Here is a 19287-nt window from a genome sequence, read left to right as displayed (position 1 = left end):
CGCGGGAGCCCGACAATCACGGCATGACTTCGCTGGAGTTCCCCGCGCGTCCGGCGCGGCCGTCGGACGCCGACCGGGAACGCGCCCTTGACCTGCTGCGGGACGGCGCGGCGCAGGGGCGGCTGTCCCAGGACACCTTCCTGCGGCGGCTGGAACTCGTGCTCACCGCCCAGGAGAACTCCGAACTCGACCTGCTCACCGCCGACTTGGCGAGCCGGGGCAAGGTCCAGGGCACCCTGCTGCGGGTGGTCGGCCGGGTCTCGGCGTTCCACCTCCGGGTGCGCCGCGCCTGGCGGATGGAGCGGCTGCCCAAGCTGCTGCTGCCCGAGCCGAGCCCCCTCCCGCTGGTCATAGGGCGGGCACCGGGCGTCGGCCTGCGCCTCAACCACGAGACCGTCTCCCGCGCCCACGCCGAGCTGCGCAGCGCCGGCAAGGGCTGGCTGCTGCGCGACCTCGGCTCCACCAACGGCACCTGCGTCAACGGCCGCCGGGTGGTCGGCGAGGTCCCGGTCGGCCCCGGCGACCACATCACCTTCGGCCACGTGGACTACGTCCTGACGGAGCGCTGACCCCCCGCCTCCGGGACGTCGGAGCGCACCGGACGGTCCCCCGACGGGCTGGACGTCCACACCCCCTCGCCGTGCGTCAGCCCCGGCAACTCCCGCTGGACCGCCGGTACATGACGCGCCGCGAGAGCCCCGCTGATCAGCCAGGACCGCCGGCCGCCGGTGGTCCCCTCCAGCTCCGCGCCGAACGCCGCGAGCCGGGCGGTCACCGGCGCCAGCGCGTCCACCGGAACCTCCGCCTCGAAGGCGTGGTACGGCTCGTAGACCCGGGTACCGGCCCGTTCGAGCGCCCGCAGCAGGACGCCCGGGGTGACCGCCCGGAAGTCCCCGGCCGTGCTCAGCGGACCGATGAACCCGGACCGGGTCAGCACGACCCGGCAGTCCGTCACCGCCAGCCCGCGCGGACCGCTGCGCAGGGTGGCCAGCACGGTCTCCTCGACGGCCTGGTGGAAGCCGTGCGGCAGGGCGCCCAGTTCGGTCTCGTAGGTGAAGACCGGGCCGGAGCCGCGGGCGCCCGGCTCGACCCGCAGCCCGACCGTGGCCCAGGGCCCGGTGTGCCCGCGCCGGGCGATCTCCGCCAGCGCCTCGCCGACCCCGCGGGGACGTTCCACGCACACGATCCGGCTCGGCGCGAAGTCCACCTCGATGCCGTACTCCTGACGCAGCGTCGCCGTCAGGACCTCCTTCTGCACCTCGCCGTGCAGCAGCACCGACGTCGCGCCGTCCGGCGCCGGGCGGACCGCCAGCAGCGGGTCCTGGTCGGCCAGCGCCAGCAGCGCGGTACGCAGGGCCGCGGCACGCTCCGGGTCACGGGCGTGCACCACGGATTCCAGGGTGGGGGAGGGGAAGTGGCGGGGCCGTCCGGGGTGTCGCCGGGCGGGCCCAGCCGGTCGCCGGTCCGGACGCCGGGCAGTCCGCGGACCACCGCGATGTTGCCGGCGGTCAGCGGCCCGTCGTCCCCGGGCGGCCGCCCGACGACGTCGAGCGCGGTGATCCGCCCGGTGAGCGGCCCGCCACCGGCGCGGTGCAGCTCGATCCGCTGCCGGGCCCGCAGCTCGCCCGCGAACAACCGGAGGTACGCGGTCTGCTCGCCCTGGGGCGGCTGGTGCACCGCGAAGACCGTGCCGCGCGGCGGACCGCCCGGCGCCACCGGAGCCGGCGGGATCAGCCGGACCACGCCGTCGACCAGCGCCCGGACGCCCTGCCCGCCGAGCGCCGAACCGAAGAACAGCGGATGCAGCGAACCGTCGGCCGTCCGGGCGGACAGCGCCGCCCGCAGCTGCTCCGCGTCCGGCGGCGTCCCGTCGACGAGCCGGGCCAGCACCGACTCGTCCACCTCCGCGACGGATTCCGCGATCCGCTCGCGCACCTCGGGATCCGTCAGCGCGTACGGCACCGCGCGGGCCCGCGGGGTGCCGAGCCCGGTCACGGACGTCAGGGGCACCACGGCCGGGTCAGCAGCCGGCGGATGTCGGCCACCAGCTCCTCCCCGCGGGCGCCCCGCCGGTCGATCTTGTTGACGAAGAGCAGGGTGGGCAGGCGCAGCCGCCGCAGCGTCCGCATCAGCACCCGGGTCCTGGCCTGGACGCCCTCCACCGCGGACAGCAGCAGCACGGCGCCGTCGAGCACGCCGAGGGCCCGCTCGACCTCGGCGATGAAGTCCGAGTGGCCGGGCGTGTCGATCAGATTGACCTGGACGTCGCCGACGGTGAAGGAGGCGACCGCCGAGCGGATCGTGATGCCGCGCTGCCGCTCCAGCTCGCCGGTGTCGGTCCGGGTGTCACCGGCGTCCACGCTGCCGAGCCGGTCGATGACGCCGGTGTCGAACAGCAGCCGCTCGGTGAGGCTCGTCTTACCCGCGTCGACGTGGGCGAGAATCCCGATGTTCAGGGTGTGCGAAAGATGCATGGAAGGAGGCGTCCTCGAAGACGGTCGTCCGGATGGGGCGATGAGTCGTTCCGAGGAATCCGCGCATTCCGTTGCTCCTGTTCAGTCATCCCTGTGTACCGGGCCATGCTGACAGCCGTACGCCGGACCGCAACCGAATTACACGGTGCGGCCCGGCGCACGGCACCTGCGCTCAGTGCTGGTACAGCCCGCGCCCCGCCAGCGTCAGGAACGTCTCGCCGACCGCTTCCGACAGCGTCGGATGGGCGTGCACGAGCTGCGCCACATCGGACGGTTCGGCGTCCCAGGCCACGATCAGCTGGCTCTCCGCGATCATCTCCGAGACGTGCGGACCCACCAGATGCACGCCCAGCACCGCCCCGGTGGCCGCACCCGCCGCCCCCTCGGCCGCCGCGATCACCTTCACCAGGCCGCCCTTGCCGTGCACCATGCCCTTCGCGGTGGCGGTCAGCGGCAGGGTGTTGACCTGGACCGCCAGCCCCCGGGCGCGCGCCTCCTCCTCCGTGAGGCCGACCGAGGCGGTCTGCGGCGAGGAGTACGTCACCCGCGGCACCGTCGCGTAGTCCACCGGCCGCGACGGCACCCCGCCAGCGTCTCGGCCACCAACAGCCCCTCGGCGAACGAGGCGTGGGCCAGCCCCAGGGACGGCGGCGGCAGCAGGTCCCCCACCACATGGATGCCCGGGACCGCGGTCTCCAGCCGCGACCAGTCCGCCGGCACCACGAACCCCCGCTCGTCGGTGGCGAGTCCGGCCGCCGCCAGCCCCAGCCCGTCCGTCACCGGCGCCCGCCCCACCGCCACCAGCAGCCGCTCCGCCCCGACCACCACCTCCTCCCCCTTGGCGGTCCGTACGGTCGCCCGGACCCCGTCCGCGCGCACCTCCGTGCCGACGACCATGGAGCCCGTCCGGACCGCGATGCCGCGCTTCTTCAGCCCGCGCGCCAGATGGCGGCCCACATCGGCGTCCTCCAACGGCAACAGCCGCTCGGCCGCCTCGACGAGCGTGACCTCGGCCCCCATGGACCGGTGGAACGACGCGTACTCGACACCGATCGCGCCCCCGCCCAGCACCAGCACGGAGCCCGGAAGCTCCGCGGCGAACAACGCGTCATCGCTGGTCACGACGGTCCGCCCGTCCGCCGCCAGCCCCGGCAGCAGCCGCGGCCGGGACCCGGTGGCCAGCACGATGCCGCGCCCGGCCGTGAACTCCCCGGCGCCCTCCACCCGTACGGTCCGCGGCCCGGTCAGCCGGGCGCTCCCCCGCAGCACCCGCACCCCCGCGGTCCGCAGATGCCCCTCCACACCCTGGTGGTTGCGCGACACGATGCCGTCCCTGGTGGCGACCAGCGCCGGCCAGTCCAGCGCGTCGACACTGGCCTTGACGCCCCACCGCTCCCGGGCCTCCGCGATCCCGTCCACCAGCTCCGCGGCGTGCAGCATCGCCTTGCTGGGGATGCAACCGCGGTGCAGACAGGTGCCGCCGATCAGATCCCGCTCGGCCAGCACCACCCGCAGCCCCAGAGAAGCGGCCCGCAGCGCCGTGCTGTACCCGCCGGTGCCCCCGCCGATCACGATGACGTCGGTGAATCGATCCCTCTCAGTCATGCGCCCAGCCTCCGCCCACCTGCACTCATGAGTCCAAGGCAATGTTTTTATGGACCTGATGAGCAACCGTCATACCGACCGGGGCGCCGAGGCACCGAACCGCCACGGCGGGAGCGCCGGGGACGTACGGGCCGGAACAGTGCAGCGGAAGGCACAGCCATGAGCCTGCGGCAGATGGAATACCTGGTGGCCGTCGTCGAAGAGGAATCCTTCACCCGCGCCGCCGAGGCCCTGCACGTCACCCAGTCCGCCCTCTCCCACCAGATCAAGGCGCTGGAACGGGAGGTCGGCGGCCCGCTGCTGGAGCGGATGCCGCGCGGCGTACGGCTGACCGCGATGGGCCGGGCCTACTTCCCGCACGCCGAACTCGCCGTGCGCAGCGCCCGGCAGGCCCGCCGCGCCGCACTGGCCGCGGGCGGCGCGCGGACCGGGGAACTCCACATCGCGACGGTGCATGCGCACGCCCTCGGAGTGCTGCCGGAGGTCTGCGCCCGCTGGGCCCGGTCCCGCCCCGGCGTCCGCCTGGTGCTGCACGAATACGCCACCACCGATGAGCTGGAGGAGCAGATGGCGCGCGGGGTGGCCGACATGGCGCTGGGGCCCCGCCCCAAGGACTGGCCGGGCCGGTCACCGTCGTCGGGCGCGAGCGCATGGTGCTCGTGGTCCCGCGCGGCGATCCGCTCGCCGCCCGGCCCTCGGTGCGGCTGGCGGACCTGGCGGACCGCCCCTGGGTGCGCTGCAGCCTGGAGCCGGTGGTCGACGGCCGGCGCTGGCTGGACCTGGAGTGCGAACGGGTCGGCTTCACCCCGCGCACCGCGGTCCGCACCCAGCACACCTCGACCGCCGTCCGGATGGCCTCGGCGGGCGTCGGGGTGCTGCTCACCGCGGCCCATGAACTGACCGGCCTGGACTGCGCGTCGGTGCCCACCGACCCACCCTGGCGCCGCGACATCACGGTCTTCTCCCGGGTCCAACTGACCGGCGCGGCGGCCGAGTTCACCGAACTCCTGCGCACGGCCGGCCCCGCGACCACCGACCCGGCGGACGCTCCCTGAACCGCACCACACCGGACCTGACCGCACCGGACCAAACCGCACCGCACCGGACCTGACCGCACCGGGCCCGCCCCGACAAGGCCCCGGAAGACGACGCTCCGGCCGGCCCTCACTCCCGTACGAACAACCCCACCGGCGACCGGGACAGCAGCTCGCTCAGGCCCACCAACTCGCCGCCCGGAAGCTCCCGCCCGGTGCGCCCGGCCAGCGCATCGCGCCAGGGGCCGCCCGGCGGCATCCGCAGCCCGGTGTCCCACCAGCCGCCGGTCTCCACCAGCCGCAGCGACAGCCGGGTCACCACCGTCAGCACCCGCCCGCTACGGCAGAAGGCGACACAGTGCTCGGCCGCCGGGCCCTCCGCGTACACCGGGGTGTACGAGCCGGCCGCGCCGAACCACTCCGGACGCGCCCGCCGCAGCCGCAGTGCCGCGACGGTCAGCCGCAGCTTCTCACCGGCCAGATCGAGCGGCGCGCGCCCACCGTCCGCCCCGCCGTCCGGCTGCCCGTCCACACCGGCGTCCGCCCCGCCGTCCAGCCCGCCGTCCAGCGCGGCGAGCAGCTCCGGCCGGAAGGCGGCGGGCCGCCGGTTGTCCGGGTCGACCAGCGCGGCGTAGGTGAGTTCGGTCCCCTGGTAGAGGTCCGGTACGCCCGGCATCGTCAGATGCAGCAGGGCCGCGCCCAGGACGTTGGCGCGGATGTGCGGTGCGAGCTGCGCCGCCAGCGCGGCCAGCGGCGCGGCCGCGGGACCGCACGGCCCGGTCCGGACGAACTCCGTCACCGCCTCCTCGTACTCCGCGTTCGGCTCCGTCCACGAAGTGCGCAGCCCGGCCTCCCGCACCGCCTTGAGGACCGCCGGTGCCACCCTCCCCCAGCCGTCGCTCGGTGCTGCGCCCACCGTCGCGGGGCCGTCGGCGGGTGCGCCCAGGCCGAACGCGGTCTGCCAGGCCAGCCAGGAGACCATCGGATCGGCCGGCCCGGCACCGGGCAGCAGAGCCGCACCGGCGCCGCACACCGCGTCCTCGCCCATCCCGGCCAGCACGTCCCGCCACCGGTCCGGGCACTCCGACAGCACCGCGATCCGCGCCCGGACGTCGGCGCTGCGCTTGGTGTCGTGCGTGGAGAGCACCGTGCCGGTCGCCGGCCAGTCCCGCTGGATCCGGGCGCCGTACGCATGGAACGCCTCCGGGCCGAGCGCGGGCTCGCCGGGGTCGCCGCCCACCTCACAGGCCGACAGCAGCACCGGATAGCGGTAGAAGGCGGTGTCCTCCACGGACTTGGCGTGCAGCGCGGACGCGGTCTGGGCGAAACGGGCGGCGAAGTCGGCCCGGTCGAGACCGTCGGCCCGGTCGCCACCGTCGGCAGGGCCCGCGGCCTCGCCGGGCGCCGCGGCACCGTCCGCGCCGAGCCCCAGCGCCAGATCGTGGACCAGGTCCACGGCCCGGGCCTCCTCGGGCACCCGGAACGCGGTGCGCGCCCCGGCCGCCGCCCGGCCCAGCATCGCCGCGTCCTGCACCGCCCGCGAGGCGTCACCGGCGTACGGCCGGTAGACCGGCAGCCGGACCAGCACCTCCCGGAGCGCCTGCCGCAGCGCCCACGGCGCGTGGTCGCCGGGCCGCGGATCGCGCGCACTGATCCGGGCCGCGGTGCGCACCAGCCGCTCCACCTCGGCGGCCAGGTCATGGCTGACCACCTCGTAGGCGGCCCGGCGCACGGTCTCCTCCCAGTCGCCGCCCTCGTCGGCCAGCGGCGTGACGAAGTCCCGGTAGTGGGAGAAGAGCCTCCCGGCGCCCTGCGGGCAGACGAACAGCCCGTCGATGTGGCGCAGCGCGTCATACCCGGTGGTGCCCGCGCACGCCCAGCTGCCGGGCAGCCGCTCCTCGCCCGTGAGGATCTTCTCGACGACCGTCCAGCGCCCGCCGGTGGCCTCGCCCAGCCGCGCCAGATAGCCGGCGGGATCGGCCAGCCCGTCCGGGTGGTCGACGCGCAGCCCGTCGATGACGCCCTCGCGGATCAGCCGCAGCACCGTGCCGTGCGTCGCCTCGAAGACCTCCGGCTCCTCGACGCGCACCCCGATGAGGTCCGAAATGGTGAAGAAACGGCGGTAGTTCAGTTCGGTGCGGGCCAGCCGCCACCAGGCGAGGCGGTACCACTGCGCCTCCAGCAGGGCCTGCAGCGGCAGTTCCGCGGTACCGGGGCGCAGCGGGAAGACGTTGTCGTGATAGCGCAGCACCCCGTCCTCCGGATCGACGCGGAGGTGCCGTGCCTCGTCGCCGATCCGCCCGCCCAGCACCGGCAGCAGCAGCCGGCCGTCGTGCCCGCCGTCCCAGTCGACGTCGAACCAGCGGGCGTACGGGGACGCCGGGCCGTCCCGCAGCACCTCCCACAGCGGCGTGTTCAACGACACCGGCCCCGGCACCGCCATGTGGTTCGGCACGATGTCGACGACCAGACCGAGGCCGTGCGCCCGGGCCGTCGCCGCCAGCGCCCGCAGGCCCGGCTCGCCGCCCAGTTCGGCCCGTACCTCCGTGTGGTCGACGACGTCGTACCCGTGCGTGGACCCCGGCACGGCCTCCAGCACCGGTGACAGGTGCAGGTGGGAGACGCCCAGCGCGGCCAGATGGGGGACCACCCGCTCGGCGGCGGAGAACGGGAAGTCCGGCTGGAGCTGCAGCCGGTAGGTGGCGGTCGGCGACACACTCGAGGGCTCCGTCATGGGAACACCCGTACCCCGCCGACGGCCCGTTCTGTCATCGCTGCGCGGCATTGGCGCCGTCGTTTCCTCCAACCCGGTGCGCCGGCGCGGCAGGCGGCTTCGTACGTCCGGTGCGTACGGCCCGCGGCCCCGGGGTGGATAGCGTCGGGCGATGACCGCCGTCACCGCCTACCGCCGGGTGATCGCCCTGAGCGGGCCGCTGCTGCCCGTCGTGTCCTTCCTCGGCCGGCTCCCGACCGCCATGTGCCAGCTCGGCAGCCTGCTGCTGGCGGCCGGCACCAGCGGCTCGCTGACCACCGCGGGCCTCGTCGGCGGGGCCCTGGCGGCGGGTCAGACGGTCGGCGGCCCGCTGCTCGGCCGGCTCGCCGACCGGTACGGCCAGCGGCCGGTGGTGCTGGCCGCCTGCTGGTGCGACGCGGTCGCCGTCGCCGCCCTGGTGGCCGCCGCCCTCGCCCGGGCCGGGACCCTGCCGCTGGTGCTGCTCGCGCTGCTGGCCGGGGCCGCCGTGCCGCAGATCGGCCCGCTCGCCCGCACCCGGCTCGTGGCGCTGGCCCGCCGGGCCCGCGCCGACGACCGCACGGTCGCCACCGCGCTGTCCTTCGAGGGCACCCTGGACGAGGTGTCGTTCGTGCTCGGCCCGGCCCTGGTGGGGCTGTCCGCCACGTTCGCCCGGCCGGCCGTCGCGCTCGGCCTGGCCGCGGTGCTGCTGGCCGTCTGCGGTTCGGCGTTCGCGCTGCACCCGACGGCGGCCGCGGTCCGGCCCGCCGCACGCCAACCGGCCGCCGGCGCGCCGGCCCGCGTCCGGATGCCCCGGGCGGTCCACGGGATGCGCGTCTCGATGGCGCTGCAGGGCGTCCTCTTCGGCGCCTGCCAGGCCGGCATCACCGCCCTCACCGCCCGTCTGCACCAGCCCGGCCAGGCCGGCCTGGTCTATGCCGCGATGGGCGTGATGAGCGCCGCCGCCGGGCTCTCGCTGGCGCTGCTGCCGTCCCGGATCGGCCTGCCGGCGCGCTGGCGGGCGGCCGCCGCGGCGCTCATCGTGCTGTCCGTGCCGCTGTTGTGGGTACGGACGCTGGGGGCGCTCTATCTGGTCGTCGTGGTGCTCGGGGCGGCCATCGCCCCGCATCTGATCACCGTCTTCGGGCTGACCGAACGGCTGGTGCCGGCCACCCGGCTGGCCGAATCGATGGCCTTCCTCACCAGCGCGGTGGTCGGCGGCCAGGCGCTCTCCCTGGCCGCCTCCGGCCGGCTCGCCGAGGCGTACGGCCCGTCCGGCGCCTTCGCGGTGGCCGTCTGCGCCGCCGTACTGATCCTCGGCATCGCCCTCGCCACCCGGGGCCCGGCCCCGGCGCCCGCGGCCGCTACGCCGGCCGCCGCAGCACCAGCATGCTCCGGTCGGTGAGCGTCAGCCGGTCGCCCGCCTTGACCTTCGCCCCGCCGCCGTCCGCGACCGCCCGCGGCCGGTCGGTGTCCACCACGACCTGCCACTGCCGGCCGAGGTGCTCCGGAACCGTGAACTCCTTCTCCTGGTCGTGGGCGTTGAACATCAGCAGGAACGAGTCGTCGGTGACCGGTTCGCCGCGCGGCCCCGGCTCCGAGATCGAGCTGCCGTTGAGGAAGACCGTCAGCGACTTGGCGTGCGCCGACTGCCAGTCCCGCGGCCCCATCTCCCGGCCGCCCGCGGTGCACCAGGCGATGTCCGACAGCTCGTCGTGGGTGCCCTCGATCGGGTGACCCTGGAAGAACCGCCGGCGCCGGAAGACCGGGTGGTCGCGCCGCAGCCACACCATCTGCCGGACGAACTCCAGCAGCTCCAGCTGCTCCTTGTCGCCCCACTCCGCGGCCGCCGCCTCGTCCGCCTCCTCCTCGCCCGCCTCGTCCGCCTCGTCCGTCGCGTGGCTGTCTTCCTCCGGGCCCGAAGGCTCCGGCCAGTGCACCCACGACAGCTCGTTGTCCTGGCAGTAGGCGTTGTTGTTGCCGCCCTGGCTGCGGCCGAACTCGTCGCCGTGGCTGAGCATCGGAACGCCCTGCGACAACATCAGCGTGGCGAGGAAGTTCCGCATCTGCCGGGCCCGCAGCCGCCGCACCCCGGGGTCGTCGGCCGGCCCCTCGGCACCGCAGTTCCAGGACCGGTTGTAGCGCTCACCGTCGCGGTTGTCCTCGCCGTTGGCCTGGTTGTGCTTGTCGTTGTACGAGACCAGATCGCGCAGCGTGAAGCCGTCGTGGCAGGTCACGAAGTTGACCGAGGCCAGCGGGCGGCGCCCGTCCTCCTGGTAGAGGTCCGACGAGCCCGTCAGCCGGGACCCGAACTCCGCGAGGGTGCGGGGTTCGCCCCGCCACAGGTCCCGCACGGTGTCGCGGTACTTCCCGTTCCACTCGGTCCACAGCGGCGGGAAGTTCCCCACCTGATAGCCGCCCTCGCCGACGTCCCACGGCTCGGCGATCAGCTTCACCTGGCTGACGACCGGGTCCTGGTGCACCAGGTCGAAGAACGACGACAGCCGGTCCACCTCGTGGAACTGGCGGGCCAGCGTCGCCGCCAGATCGAAGCGGAAGCCGTCCACCCGCATCTCCTGCACCCAGTAGCGCAGCGAGTCCATCACCAGCTGGAGCACGTGCGGACTGCGCATCAGCAGGGAGTTCCCGGTGCCGGTGGTGTCCATGTAGTACTGCCGGTCGTCGCAGAGCCGGTAGTACGAGGCGTTGTCCAGCCCCCGGAACGACAGCGTCGGCCCCAGATGGCTGCCCTCGGCCGTGTGGTTGTAGACCACGTCGAGGATCACCTCGATACCGGCCTGGTGCAGCGCCCGCACCGCCGTCTTGAACTCCAGCACCTGCTGACCGCGGTCGCCCCAGGAGGCGTAGGCGTTGTGCGGGGCGAAGAAACCGATGGTGTTGTAGCCCCAGTAGTTCGTCAGCCCGGCGTCCACCAGCCGGTGGTCCTGGACGAACTGGTGCACCGGCATCAGCTCCAGGGCGGTCACCCCGAGCTTCGTCAGGTGCTCGATGATCGCCGGATGCGCCAGCGCGGCATAGGTGCCGCGCAGCTCGTCGGGGAGCTCCGGATGGCACATCGTCAGGCCCTTCACATGGGCCTCGTAGAGCACGGTCTCGTGGTACGCGGTGCGCGGCGGACGGTCGTCGCCCCAGTCGAAGTACGGATTGACCACCACGGAGGCCATGGTGTGCGGCGCCGAGTCCAGGTCGTTGCGGACCTCGGGCCGTCCGAAGTGGTAGCCGTAGACCGCCTCGTCCCAGTCGATCACCCCGCTCATGGCCCGGGCGTACGGGTCGAGCAGCAGTTTCGCGGAGTTGCAGCGGTTTCCCCGCTCCGGCTCGTAGGGACCGTGCGCCCGGAATCCGTAGCGCTGTCCCGGCATCACCCCCGGAAGATAGGCGTGCCGCACAAAGGCGTCACTCTCGCGCAGCTCGACGGCGGTCTCCGAGCCGTCGTCGTGCAGCAGACACAGTTCGATGCGGTTCGCGGCTTCGGAGAACACCGCGAAGTTGGTGCCCGCCCCGTCATAGGTGGCACCCAGCGGATACATCTGTCCCGGCCAGACCTGCATGCGTAGACTCTTCCACTTTCTCGTCGGGCGCTGCGGCGACTCCACGACACACGTCCGCGGACCGAGGGGAATTCCTTCCCCAACTTGTCGCAACTTGTCCCTCACAGAGGGATTTTCGCGAGATTCCCGCTGAATGGTGGCAACCCGTCGGGATGTCGGATCGTCCTAATGGTCGTCCTACTGGAGGACCGACGGGGGACCGCTACCGCATGTCACGGACGTGACAGCAGGGGGGAACCGTGCACCGACTCCTGCACCGCCACCTCGGGAAGGCCGTCGCCGGCGCCGCCCTGGCGCTCACCGGTACCGCCGCCATGGCCGCCGTCACCCTGCCGGCCGGCGCCGGGGCCACCGGCACGACGGCCACCCCGCCGGCCGCGGCCGGCGCCCCGGCCCCGGGACGCGATCCGGGCGCGCCGCCGCCGGGCGTCGTCGAGCCGGCCGGCACCCAGGGCGCACGCGGCCACGGGCGCGATCCGCTCACCGACGACGAGCTCCGGCGCGCCCGGGACCTGGCGCAGCCGCGCGCCCTGCGCAACGCCGCCAGGAACGTCACCGGCCGCCCGGGCCCGAACCGCTCCTCACCGATCTGGCCGAACGCCGGCCCGCGGAAGCCGGGCTGGCCGACCCGCCGCGCCGCGCCCTGGTCTCGTTCTACGACTACGCGACCGACGGCTACGTCACCACGACGGTCAACCTGACCACCTCCAGGGTGGAGGCCACCGACACCCAGCGTGGCGTCCAGCCGCCGCCCAGCGAGGCCGAGGCGGTCGAGGCGGCCCGGCTGCTGATCGCCGACCCGCTCGGCGCCGGACTGCGGCAGGACTACCGCCACGCCACCGGCCACGACCTCACCGGACCCGACCCGCTCGCGGTCACCGGCTTCGTCTACCGCGGCCGCGCCGAGGGCGACGCCCCGGGCGCCCTGGCCGCCTGCGGCCCGCACCGCTGCGTCCGCCTCTTCACCAAGGTCAAGAACGGCCCGTGGATCGACACCCGGCGCCTCGTCATCGATCTCAGCGCCCGCACCGTCGCCCGCCTCGGCTGACCGCGCCCGCCACCGCCACCCCTCTCCCGGAGCCGCCACCATGCCCGGAAGCCGCACCGCCGGCGCCCGCATCCGCCGGCGCACCACCGCGCTCGCCGCCCCGTTACTGCTCGCCGCGACCGCCCTGCTGACCGCCCCGGCCGTCCAGGCCGCCCCGAAGCCCCCGCCGCCCGCGCCGCCCCGCCCTGCTCCGCCGCGTTCCGTATCACCCGGACGCTGGACGGCGGCACCACCTGGCGGATGTGCTGGCACTACGAGGGAAACGCCGGTCTGGTCCTGGATGACGTCTCGTACCAGCCCAAGGGCGAACCCGCTCCACTCAAGGTGCTCACCAGCGCCCGCCTCGGCCAGATCCACGTCCCCTACGACGACGGCAAGAACGAGTACGACGACCTCACCGGGCAGGGCTTCGCCCAGGGACTGCAGAAACTCACTCCCGCCGAGTGCCCCGGCGGCACCGTCAAGACCGTCCGGGTGCCCGGCGCCTACGACCCCGCCCACCCCGACGTCAGCGGCCTGTGCACCACCACCCGCGCCCGCGGCCACGCCTACCGCATGGGCCCCTACCCCGGCGAGAACGCCCCGACCTACCAGCTCCAGGGCCAGGACCTGCTGGTCTACACCGTCAACAAGGTCGGCTGGTACGAGTACCTCACCGAATGGCGGTTCGCCGGCGACGGCACCATGACGTTCCAGGTCGGCGCCACCGGCACCCTCTCACCCGGCGACTACGACGCCGGCGACGGCCGCGGCATGCCGCTCGGCAAGGGCGCCAAGGACTACGCCACCAGCCACAGCCACAACGTCTTCTGGCGCCTCGACTTCGGCCTGGGCGGCTCCTCCGGCAACAAGGTCGAGCAGTTCGATTCGGCCACCACTAATCGCCCCAGGGGTAACACACCCACCATCCGCACCACCCGTACCCCCGTCACCCGGGAACTCGCCGGCGACGCCGGACCGATGCGCTGGTGGCGGGTGGTCAGCCCGAACGGCCGCAACAAGGACGGCCATCCGCGCTCGTACGAGATCGTGCCGGGCCACACCAGCAAGTACACCGGCCGCGGTTACACCCGGCACGACGTCTATTTCACGGACTACAACACCTGCGAGCGGTTCGCCAGCAACAACCTGGCCAACTGCGGCCCCCGCACCGGCCGGAGCGTGGACACCTGGGTCAACGGGCAGCCGCTGAAACACCCCATCGCGTGGGTCAACATCGGGTTCCACCACATCGCCAGGGACGAGGACCAGGAGCCGATGCCCGTGCACTGGCAGGGCTTCCAGCTGGTCCCGCGCGATGTCACGGCTATGAATCCGCTCACTCCGCCCGCCCTCGCCGGTCACAACGGGCACTATGGATAAGGGGAGTTGGTAGACGACTCGACCCATCCGGCTGCACCGCCTCCCGCACCGCAGTAGTCTGCCTTGATCGTTGGCACGGGGGTTCGGAAGGCGGTGGCAGGTGAGCGGCGGGCTGGAGTTGCCCCCTGGTGACGAGAGTCATGAGGGGCATGAAGGCGGCTCCGTCGACGCACCACCCGGCGCGGTGTCCCTGGCACGACCGCTGGAGATCGGGGCGGAACTGGACTGGGGCGCCGAGGCGTGGAGCGAGGTGCGCACCCGTGCCCGCCGGGCCGGCCGCGCCTACATCTGGCTGAATCTCGTCGAGCAGCGGCTGCGGGCCGTGGTGGCGGCCGTGCTGCGGCCCATCTACGAGCCGGTGCACGGCGACGAATGGGTGATCGCCGCGGCCGGGCCCGCCGGTCAGGAATGGGTGCAACGGGCCGTCGCGGTCCGCGAGGTCAGCCGCCGCAAGGGCTACCTCCTCGACCCCGCGGACGACAACATCGTCAGCTTCTTGACGCTGCCGCAACTCCGCGAACTGATGGTCCAGCACTGGCCCTGCTTCGAGCCGTACTTCGACGACCGCCGGGAGGTCGAACTGGCCCTCGACGAGCTGGAGGTCGCCCGCAACATCGTCTCCCGCAACCGCGCGCTCTCCGAGACCGTCCTCGCCCAGGCCGAGCGCGCCTCCGCCCGGCTGCTGGACATACTCGGCTCCGGTGCCGGCACCCGTATTTCCGGGCGACTGCCCATCGACGCCGTCGAGGACCTCGTCGGGGACCGCTACGCCGACGTCGTCGGCGTCCACCCCGACCGGGTCCGTCTCCAGCGGCAGTTGCCCGCCGAGGACCTCTTCGGCGGCGCCCGTCGCCTCGACGCCGTCGGCATAGGGCTCAACCTCCTCGTCCAGAACTACTCCGGCCGCCGTCTGGTCCGGCTCGCCGAATCCGGCTGCCGGGTCCGGCTGCTCTTCCTCAACCCGGCGAGCAGCGCGGTCCGCCGCCGGGAGCGGGAAATCGGCCTGAAGAAGGGCGAGATGAGCCGCTCCATCGAGATGAACATCCTGCACATGCGGCGGGTGCGGGCCCGGCTGCGCGACCCCGGCGCCTTCGAGATCCAGGTCTTCGACGAGACCCCGCGGTTCACCGCCTACCTCGTCGACGGCGACGGCCCGGACGGCCTGGCCGTCATCCAGCCGTACCTCCGCAAGAGCCGCGGCATGGAATCCCCGGTCTTCGTCCTGCGCGGCGGCTCCCGGGACATCGTCCGCCAGGACGCCCGGGACGGACGCGACGGCGATCACGGGCTGTTCGAGACCTACCGGGAGGAGTTCGAGGGCATCTGGGCGGACTCCCGGCCGGTTTCCTGACCCACCTCGTACGGTTGTGCGTATGCAGTTCCGCGTACTGGCCCCGCTGGACGTGCGGTCCGCCGACGGCCGCCCCGCCCCGTCCCGGAGAAGAAGGTACGGGCCCTGCTCGCCGCCCTCCTGGCGCACCACGGCCGCCCGGTCTCCGCCGGCCGGCTCATCGAGCACCTCTGGGGCCCGCGGCCGCCCGCCCACCCCACCGCGTCCCTGCAGAGCAAGGTCTCCCAGCTCCGCCGCGCCCTGGACACCGCCGAACCCGGCGCCCGCAAGCTGGTGGTCACCGCCCCGCCCGGCTACCGGCTGGACATCACCGCCGACGCCCTCGACGCCGGCCGCTTCACCGCGCTCACCACCCGGGCACGGACCGCCCGTTCCGCCGCGGAACGGGCCGGGCTGCTCACCGAGGCGCTGGACCTGTGGCAGGGCCCCGCGTTCGCCGGCTTCGCGGACGACGACCTGGTCCGCCCGGTGGCCGAGGCCCTGGAGGAGCAGCGGCTGACCGCCCTGGAGGAGCACGCCGCGGCCCGCCTGGAACTGGGCGAGCACGCCGCACTCACCGGCGAACTGGCCGCCCTCGTGGCCCGGCACCCGCTCCGGGAACGGCTGCGCGCGCTCCAGCTGACCGCCCTGTACCGGTCCGGCCGGCAGAGCGAGGCGCTGGCCGCGTACGGCGAGATCCGCACCCGGCTGGCCGAGGAACTCGGCGTCGACCCCGGCGCCGAACTGACCGCGGCCCACCAGGCGATCCTGCGCCAGGAACCCTGGCAACCCCGGCCCGCGGCCACCACGGCACCGGCGCACACCCCCGGCGCGCGGCCGGACCCCCACCCCCGGCCCCGCACCAACCTCCCCACCCCGCTCACCGAACTCCTCGGCCGCGAGGACGCGGTACGCCAGGTCGGCCAGACCCTGGCCGACCACCGCCTGGTGACGCTCACCGGCCCCGGCGGGGTGGGCAAGACCCGCCTCGCCCTGGAGACCGCCGGCCGGCTGGCCGATGATTTCCCCGACGGCATCTGGCTGGTGGAGCTGGCCGCCCTCGGCCGCCCGGACGCCCCGGACCGCGGCCGCCGCGTCAAGTGCACCGCCGCGGAGGTCGCCGAGGCGGTACTGGCCGTGCTCGGCGTCCAGGAGGGCGCGGCGGCCGGGCCGGTGGCCGAACGCCTGGTCGCGGCCGTCCGCGGCAAACGCCTGCTGCTGGTCCTGGACAACTGCGAGCACCTCGTCGACGCGGCCGCCGAGGTCACCGCCGAACTCCTCGCCGCCGCCCCGCAGTTGCGCGTCCTGGTGACCGGTCAGGAACCGCTGGGCCTGGCCGGCGAGCGGATCCGGCCGGTACCGCCGCTGGCCCCGGACGGCGCGATCGCCCTGTTCGCGGCCCGCGCGGGCGCCGCCGACCCCGGCTTCGTGCTGGACGCCGGCAGCGCCCCCGCGGTCGCCGAGATCTGCCGCCGGCTGGACGGCATCCCGCTCGCCCTGGAACTCGCGGCCACCCGCGTCCGCGCCCTGGAGGTACGGGAGTTGAGCGCCCGGCTCGACGACCGGTTCCGGCTGCCGGCCGCCGCCCGGCGCGGCGCCCCACCCCGCCAGCAGACCCTGCGCGCCATGATCGACTGGAGCTGGGAGCTGCTGCCCGGCCCCGAACGCACCGTGCTGCGCCGGCTGGCCGTGCACGCCGACGGCTGCACCCTGGAGGCCGCCGAAACGGTCTGCGCCGGCGACGGCACCGCCCGTGAGGACGTGCTGGAGCTGCTGGCCCGGCTCGTGGACCGCTCGCTGGTGACGGTCGCCCGGACGCCGTACGGGACCCGCTACCGACTCCTGGAGACCGTCGCCGCGTACTGCCTGGAACGCCTCCGGGAGGCCGGTGAGCTGTCCGCGGTACGCCGGCGCCACCAGCTCCACTACACCGAACTCGCCGAGCACGCCGCCCCGTTGCTGTACGGGGCGGCCCAGCGGGAGTGGCTGGAGCGGCTCGACCAGGAGACCGCGAACCTGCGCGCCGCCCTGGACGGCGCGGTCACGGACGGCGCCGCGGACCGTGCGCTCCGGCTGGTGAACGCCCTGGCCTGGTACTGGTTCCTGCGCGGTCGGCTCGCGGAGGCGGGCCGCTCGCTGGACGCGGCGCTGACCGCGTGCGAAGGGGACCATCGGGACGTCCCGGAGGGCCGGCGGCTGCGGGCGGCCGCCTGGCAGGTCGGCATGGCCTCACTGGCCGGTGGCGACGCCGACCCGGTGACCCGGGCGGCCGCCGTTCTCCGCCGCTACGAAGCCCACGACGACCCCGGCGAACGCGCCTGGGCCCAGTGGTTCCTCGGCTACGCCCAAGTGGGCCTCGGCGACCCGGGCAGGGCGGCGGACCGGATGGTGCGGGCGCTGACGGTGTTCCGGGCGCTCGGCGACCGCTGGGGCATCGCGGCGGCGCTGAGCAGCCGCGCCCAGGGCACCGGCGGTGAGGACCTGCCCGCCCGCCGCCGCGCCGCCGAGGAGAGCGCCGCGCTCTTCACCGAACTGGGTGACCGCTGGGGCCAGTTGCAGGCCACCGACGCCCTGGCCGCGATCGCCGAGATCACCGGCGACTACGGCCGCGCGGCCCGGCTCCACCAGGAGGGACTGCGCGGCGCCGAGGAGCTGGGCCTGCGGATCCAGGTCTCGTACAAGCTCTCCGGGCTCGGCCGGATCGCGCTGCTGACCGGCGACCTGGCGGCCGCCCGGGACCACCACGAGCGGGCGCTGCGGCTGGCCGCCGAACAGTCCCACCTGCGCGGCGAGATGTTCGCCGAGTGCGGACTCGCCCTCGGCGCCAGGAGGGAGGGCCGCCTCGACGAGGCGGAGGCGCATCTGCTGCCCTGGCTGGAGTGGTGCCGGGGCCGGGAGGGTGACCCGGGAACCGCGTTCGTCCTGGCCGAACTGGGCTTCCTCGCCGAACTCCGGGGCGACGCCGTCACCGCCCACCGGCACCACCTCGACGGGTTCGCCGCGGCCCGCGCCACCGGCGACCCCCGCGCCGTCGCCATGGCCCTGGAGGGCCTGGCCGGCGCCCGGACGCTGACCGGCCACCTCGCCTCCGCGGCCCGACTGCTCGGTGCGGCGGACGCCCTGCGCGCCGCCGCCGGCGCACCCCAGCCGGCCGCGGAACGCGCGGACGTGACGCGCAGCACGACCGCCGCGCGCGCCGGGCTGGGCACGACGGCCTTCGACGCGGCGTACGCGCACGGGGCGCAGAGGACCCCGGAGGAACTGGTGGCGGAGGAGCTCTACGGAGTCCCCGTGATCCCGCCGTCCACCCGCAGCTCGATCCCGTTGACGTAATCGGCGCGCGGGCTCGCCAGATAGGCGACCGCGGAGGCGATGTCCTCCGGGCGCCCCAGCCGCCCGGTCGGGTTCGCGGCGTACGCGGCGACGATGTCCGCCTCGTCGACGGGGCCCTCCGTCTCCGTTGCCGCCGTGGCGGCGTTCCCCTCATCCGCCGAGTCCGCCGCCCGTTCCTCGAACATCCGGTACATCGACGGGCTGACGATCACCCCGGGGCTCACGCAGTTCGCGGTGACCCCCGTCCCGGCGAGGTGCCGGGCCAGGCTCGTGGTCATGTTCACCACGGCGGCCTTGGCGGCGGAGTAGGTCACCATGTTGGGCAGCGGCGTCCGCACGGCCCGGCTGCCGATGGTGATGACCCGGCCCCAGCCGTGCGCGCGCAGGGACGGCAGCAGCGTCTGGCTGACCCGCACCGTGGGCAGCACGTTCCCCTCGAAGGCGGCCCGCCAGTCGGACGCCCGGGAGCTCTCCCAGTCGTGCTCGGCGAACGGCCCGGCGTTGTTGACGAGGATCTGGACGCCGAAGTCCCGCGCGGTCAGCGCGATCTGCTCCGCCACGCCCGGTTCCGTCAGATCCCCGAGCACCACTTCCGTCCGCACGCCGCGCGCCGCGACCCGCTCGGCGATGGCCGCCGCGGCCCCCGCGTTGCGGCCGTGGACGAGGACCTCGCACCCCTCGTCCGCCAGCGTCTCGGCGATCGTCGCCCCGATCCCCGAACTGCTGCCCGTCACCAGCGCCCCGCGCCCTGCCAGCCGTAGGTCCATGCGGCCAGCCTAGGGGGACGCCGCCCCGATC

Annotated in this window: 9 protein-coding genes and 5 pseudogenes; 9 read left to right on the top strand and 5 right to left on the bottom strand. The window is 74.5% G+C overall.

Features of this window, described 5'->3' with window-relative positions:
- Window positions 1-23: 23 nt before the first annotated feature.
- On the top strand, window positions 24-569 hold the full coding sequence (locus tag OJ254_RS29875; protein ID WP_265364867.1) for a DUF1707 and FHA domain-containing protein: 546 nt from the start codon (window positions 24-26) through the stop codon (window positions 567-569).
- On the opposite strand, the pseudogene otr(A) reads toward OJ254_RS29875, so the two are convergent.
- Both otr(A) and lpdA read right to left on the bottom strand, forming a co-directional pair.
- Window positions 548-2474 (bottom strand): annotated as a pseudogene (gene otr(A) / locus OJ254_RS30765) (tetracycline resistance ribosomal protection protein Otr(A)). The gene OJ254_RS29875 and the pseudogene otr(A) overlap by 22 nt on opposite strands.
- A 172-nt stretch (window positions 2475-2646) precedes the next feature.
- A pseudogene (gene lpdA, locus OJ254_RS29855) lies at window positions 2647-4079 on the bottom strand (dihydrolipoyl dehydrogenase).
- Window positions 4080-4238: 159 nt separating this feature from the next.
- Here lpdA and OJ254_RS29850 point away from each other — a divergent pair.
- Window positions 4239-5134, top strand: a pseudogene (locus OJ254_RS29850) (LysR family transcriptional regulator).
- A 109-nt stretch (window positions 5135-5243) separates the two neighbouring features.
- Here the strand turns inward: OJ254_RS29850 and treY are convergent.
- Window positions 5244-7847 (bottom strand): malto-oligosyltrehalose synthase, encoded by a 2604-nt coding sequence (gene treY / locus OJ254_RS29845; RefSeq protein WP_265364865.1) that lies wholly within the window; start codon window positions 7845-7847, stop codon window positions 5244-5246.
- A 151-nt stretch (window positions 7848-7998) separates the two neighbouring features.
- On the opposite strand from treY, the gene OJ254_RS29840 reads away from it, so the two are divergent.
- Window positions 7999-9249, top strand: a complete 1251-nt coding sequence (locus OJ254_RS29840) for an MFS transporter (RefSeq protein ID WP_265364864.1) — start codon at window positions 7999-8001, stop codon at window positions 9247-9249.
- On the opposite strand, the gene glgX is transcribed toward OJ254_RS29840, so the two are convergent.
- Window positions 9209-11416, bottom strand: a complete 2208-nt coding sequence (glgX, locus tag OJ254_RS29835) for a glycogen debranching protein GlgX (RefSeq protein ID WP_265364863.1) — start codon at window positions 11414-11416, stop codon at window positions 9209-9211. The genes OJ254_RS29840 and glgX overlap by 41 nt on opposite strands.
- Before the next feature lie 239 nt (window positions 11417-11655).
- Between glgX and OJ254_RS31275 the strand changes: the two genes are divergently transcribed.
- The 6 genes and pseudogenes from OJ254_RS31275 to OJ254_RS29810 all read left to right on the top strand — a co-directional run bounded on the left by OJ254_RS31275 (window position 11656) and on the right by OJ254_RS29810 (window position 18489).
- Entirely contained in the window at window positions 11656-12117 is a 462-nt protein-coding gene (locus tag OJ254_RS31275; RefSeq protein ID WP_341483755.1) for a hypothetical protein, read from the top strand.
- A gap of 11 nt (window positions 12118-12128) precedes the next feature.
- Complete coding sequence (locus tag OJ254_RS31270) at window positions 12129-12464, top strand: hypothetical protein (RefSeq protein WP_341483754.1); 336 nt, start codon at window positions 12129-12131, stop codon at window positions 12462-12464.
- 40 nt (window positions 12465-12504) lie between these two features.
- Window positions 12505-13826: pseudogene (locus OJ254_RS29825) on the top strand (copper amine oxidase).
- A gap of 100 nt (window positions 13827-13926) precedes the next feature.
- Window positions 13927-15177 carry an SAV2148 family HEPN domain-containing protein gene (locus OJ254_RS29820; RefSeq protein ID WP_265364862.1) on the top strand — a complete coding sequence of 417 codons (1251 nt, stop codon included), beginning with the start codon at window positions 13927-13929 and terminating at the stop codon, window positions 15175-15177.
- 105 nt (window positions 15178-15282) lie between these two features.
- Window positions 15283-15420 (top strand): annotated as a pseudogene (locus OJ254_RS31935) (AfsR/SARP family transcriptional regulator); the annotation flags it as partial.
- Between the two features lie 30 nt (window positions 15421-15450).
- Window positions 15451-18489 (top strand): ATP-binding protein, encoded by a 3039-nt coding sequence (locus tag OJ254_RS29810; protein ID WP_265364861.1) that lies wholly within the window; start codon window positions 15451-15453, stop codon window positions 18487-18489.
- Here the strand turns inward: OJ254_RS29810 and OJ254_RS29805 are convergent.
- Window positions 18435-19256: an SDR family NAD(P)-dependent oxidoreductase gene (locus OJ254_RS29805; protein ID WP_265364860.1), complete on the bottom strand. Its 822-nt coding sequence runs from the start codon at window positions 19254-19256 to the stop codon at window positions 18435-18437. The two genes, OJ254_RS29810 and OJ254_RS29805, sit on opposite strands and share 55 nt — an antisense overlap.
- Window positions 19257-19287: the final 31 nt, after the last annotated feature.

This window comes from Streptomyces endophytica (genome assembly GCF_026153355.1).
Lineage (GTDB): Bacteria > Actinomycetota > Actinomycetes > Streptomycetales > Streptomycetaceae > Streptomyces > Streptomyces endophytica.
This window is presented reverse-complemented; position numbering and strand designations above follow the sequence as displayed.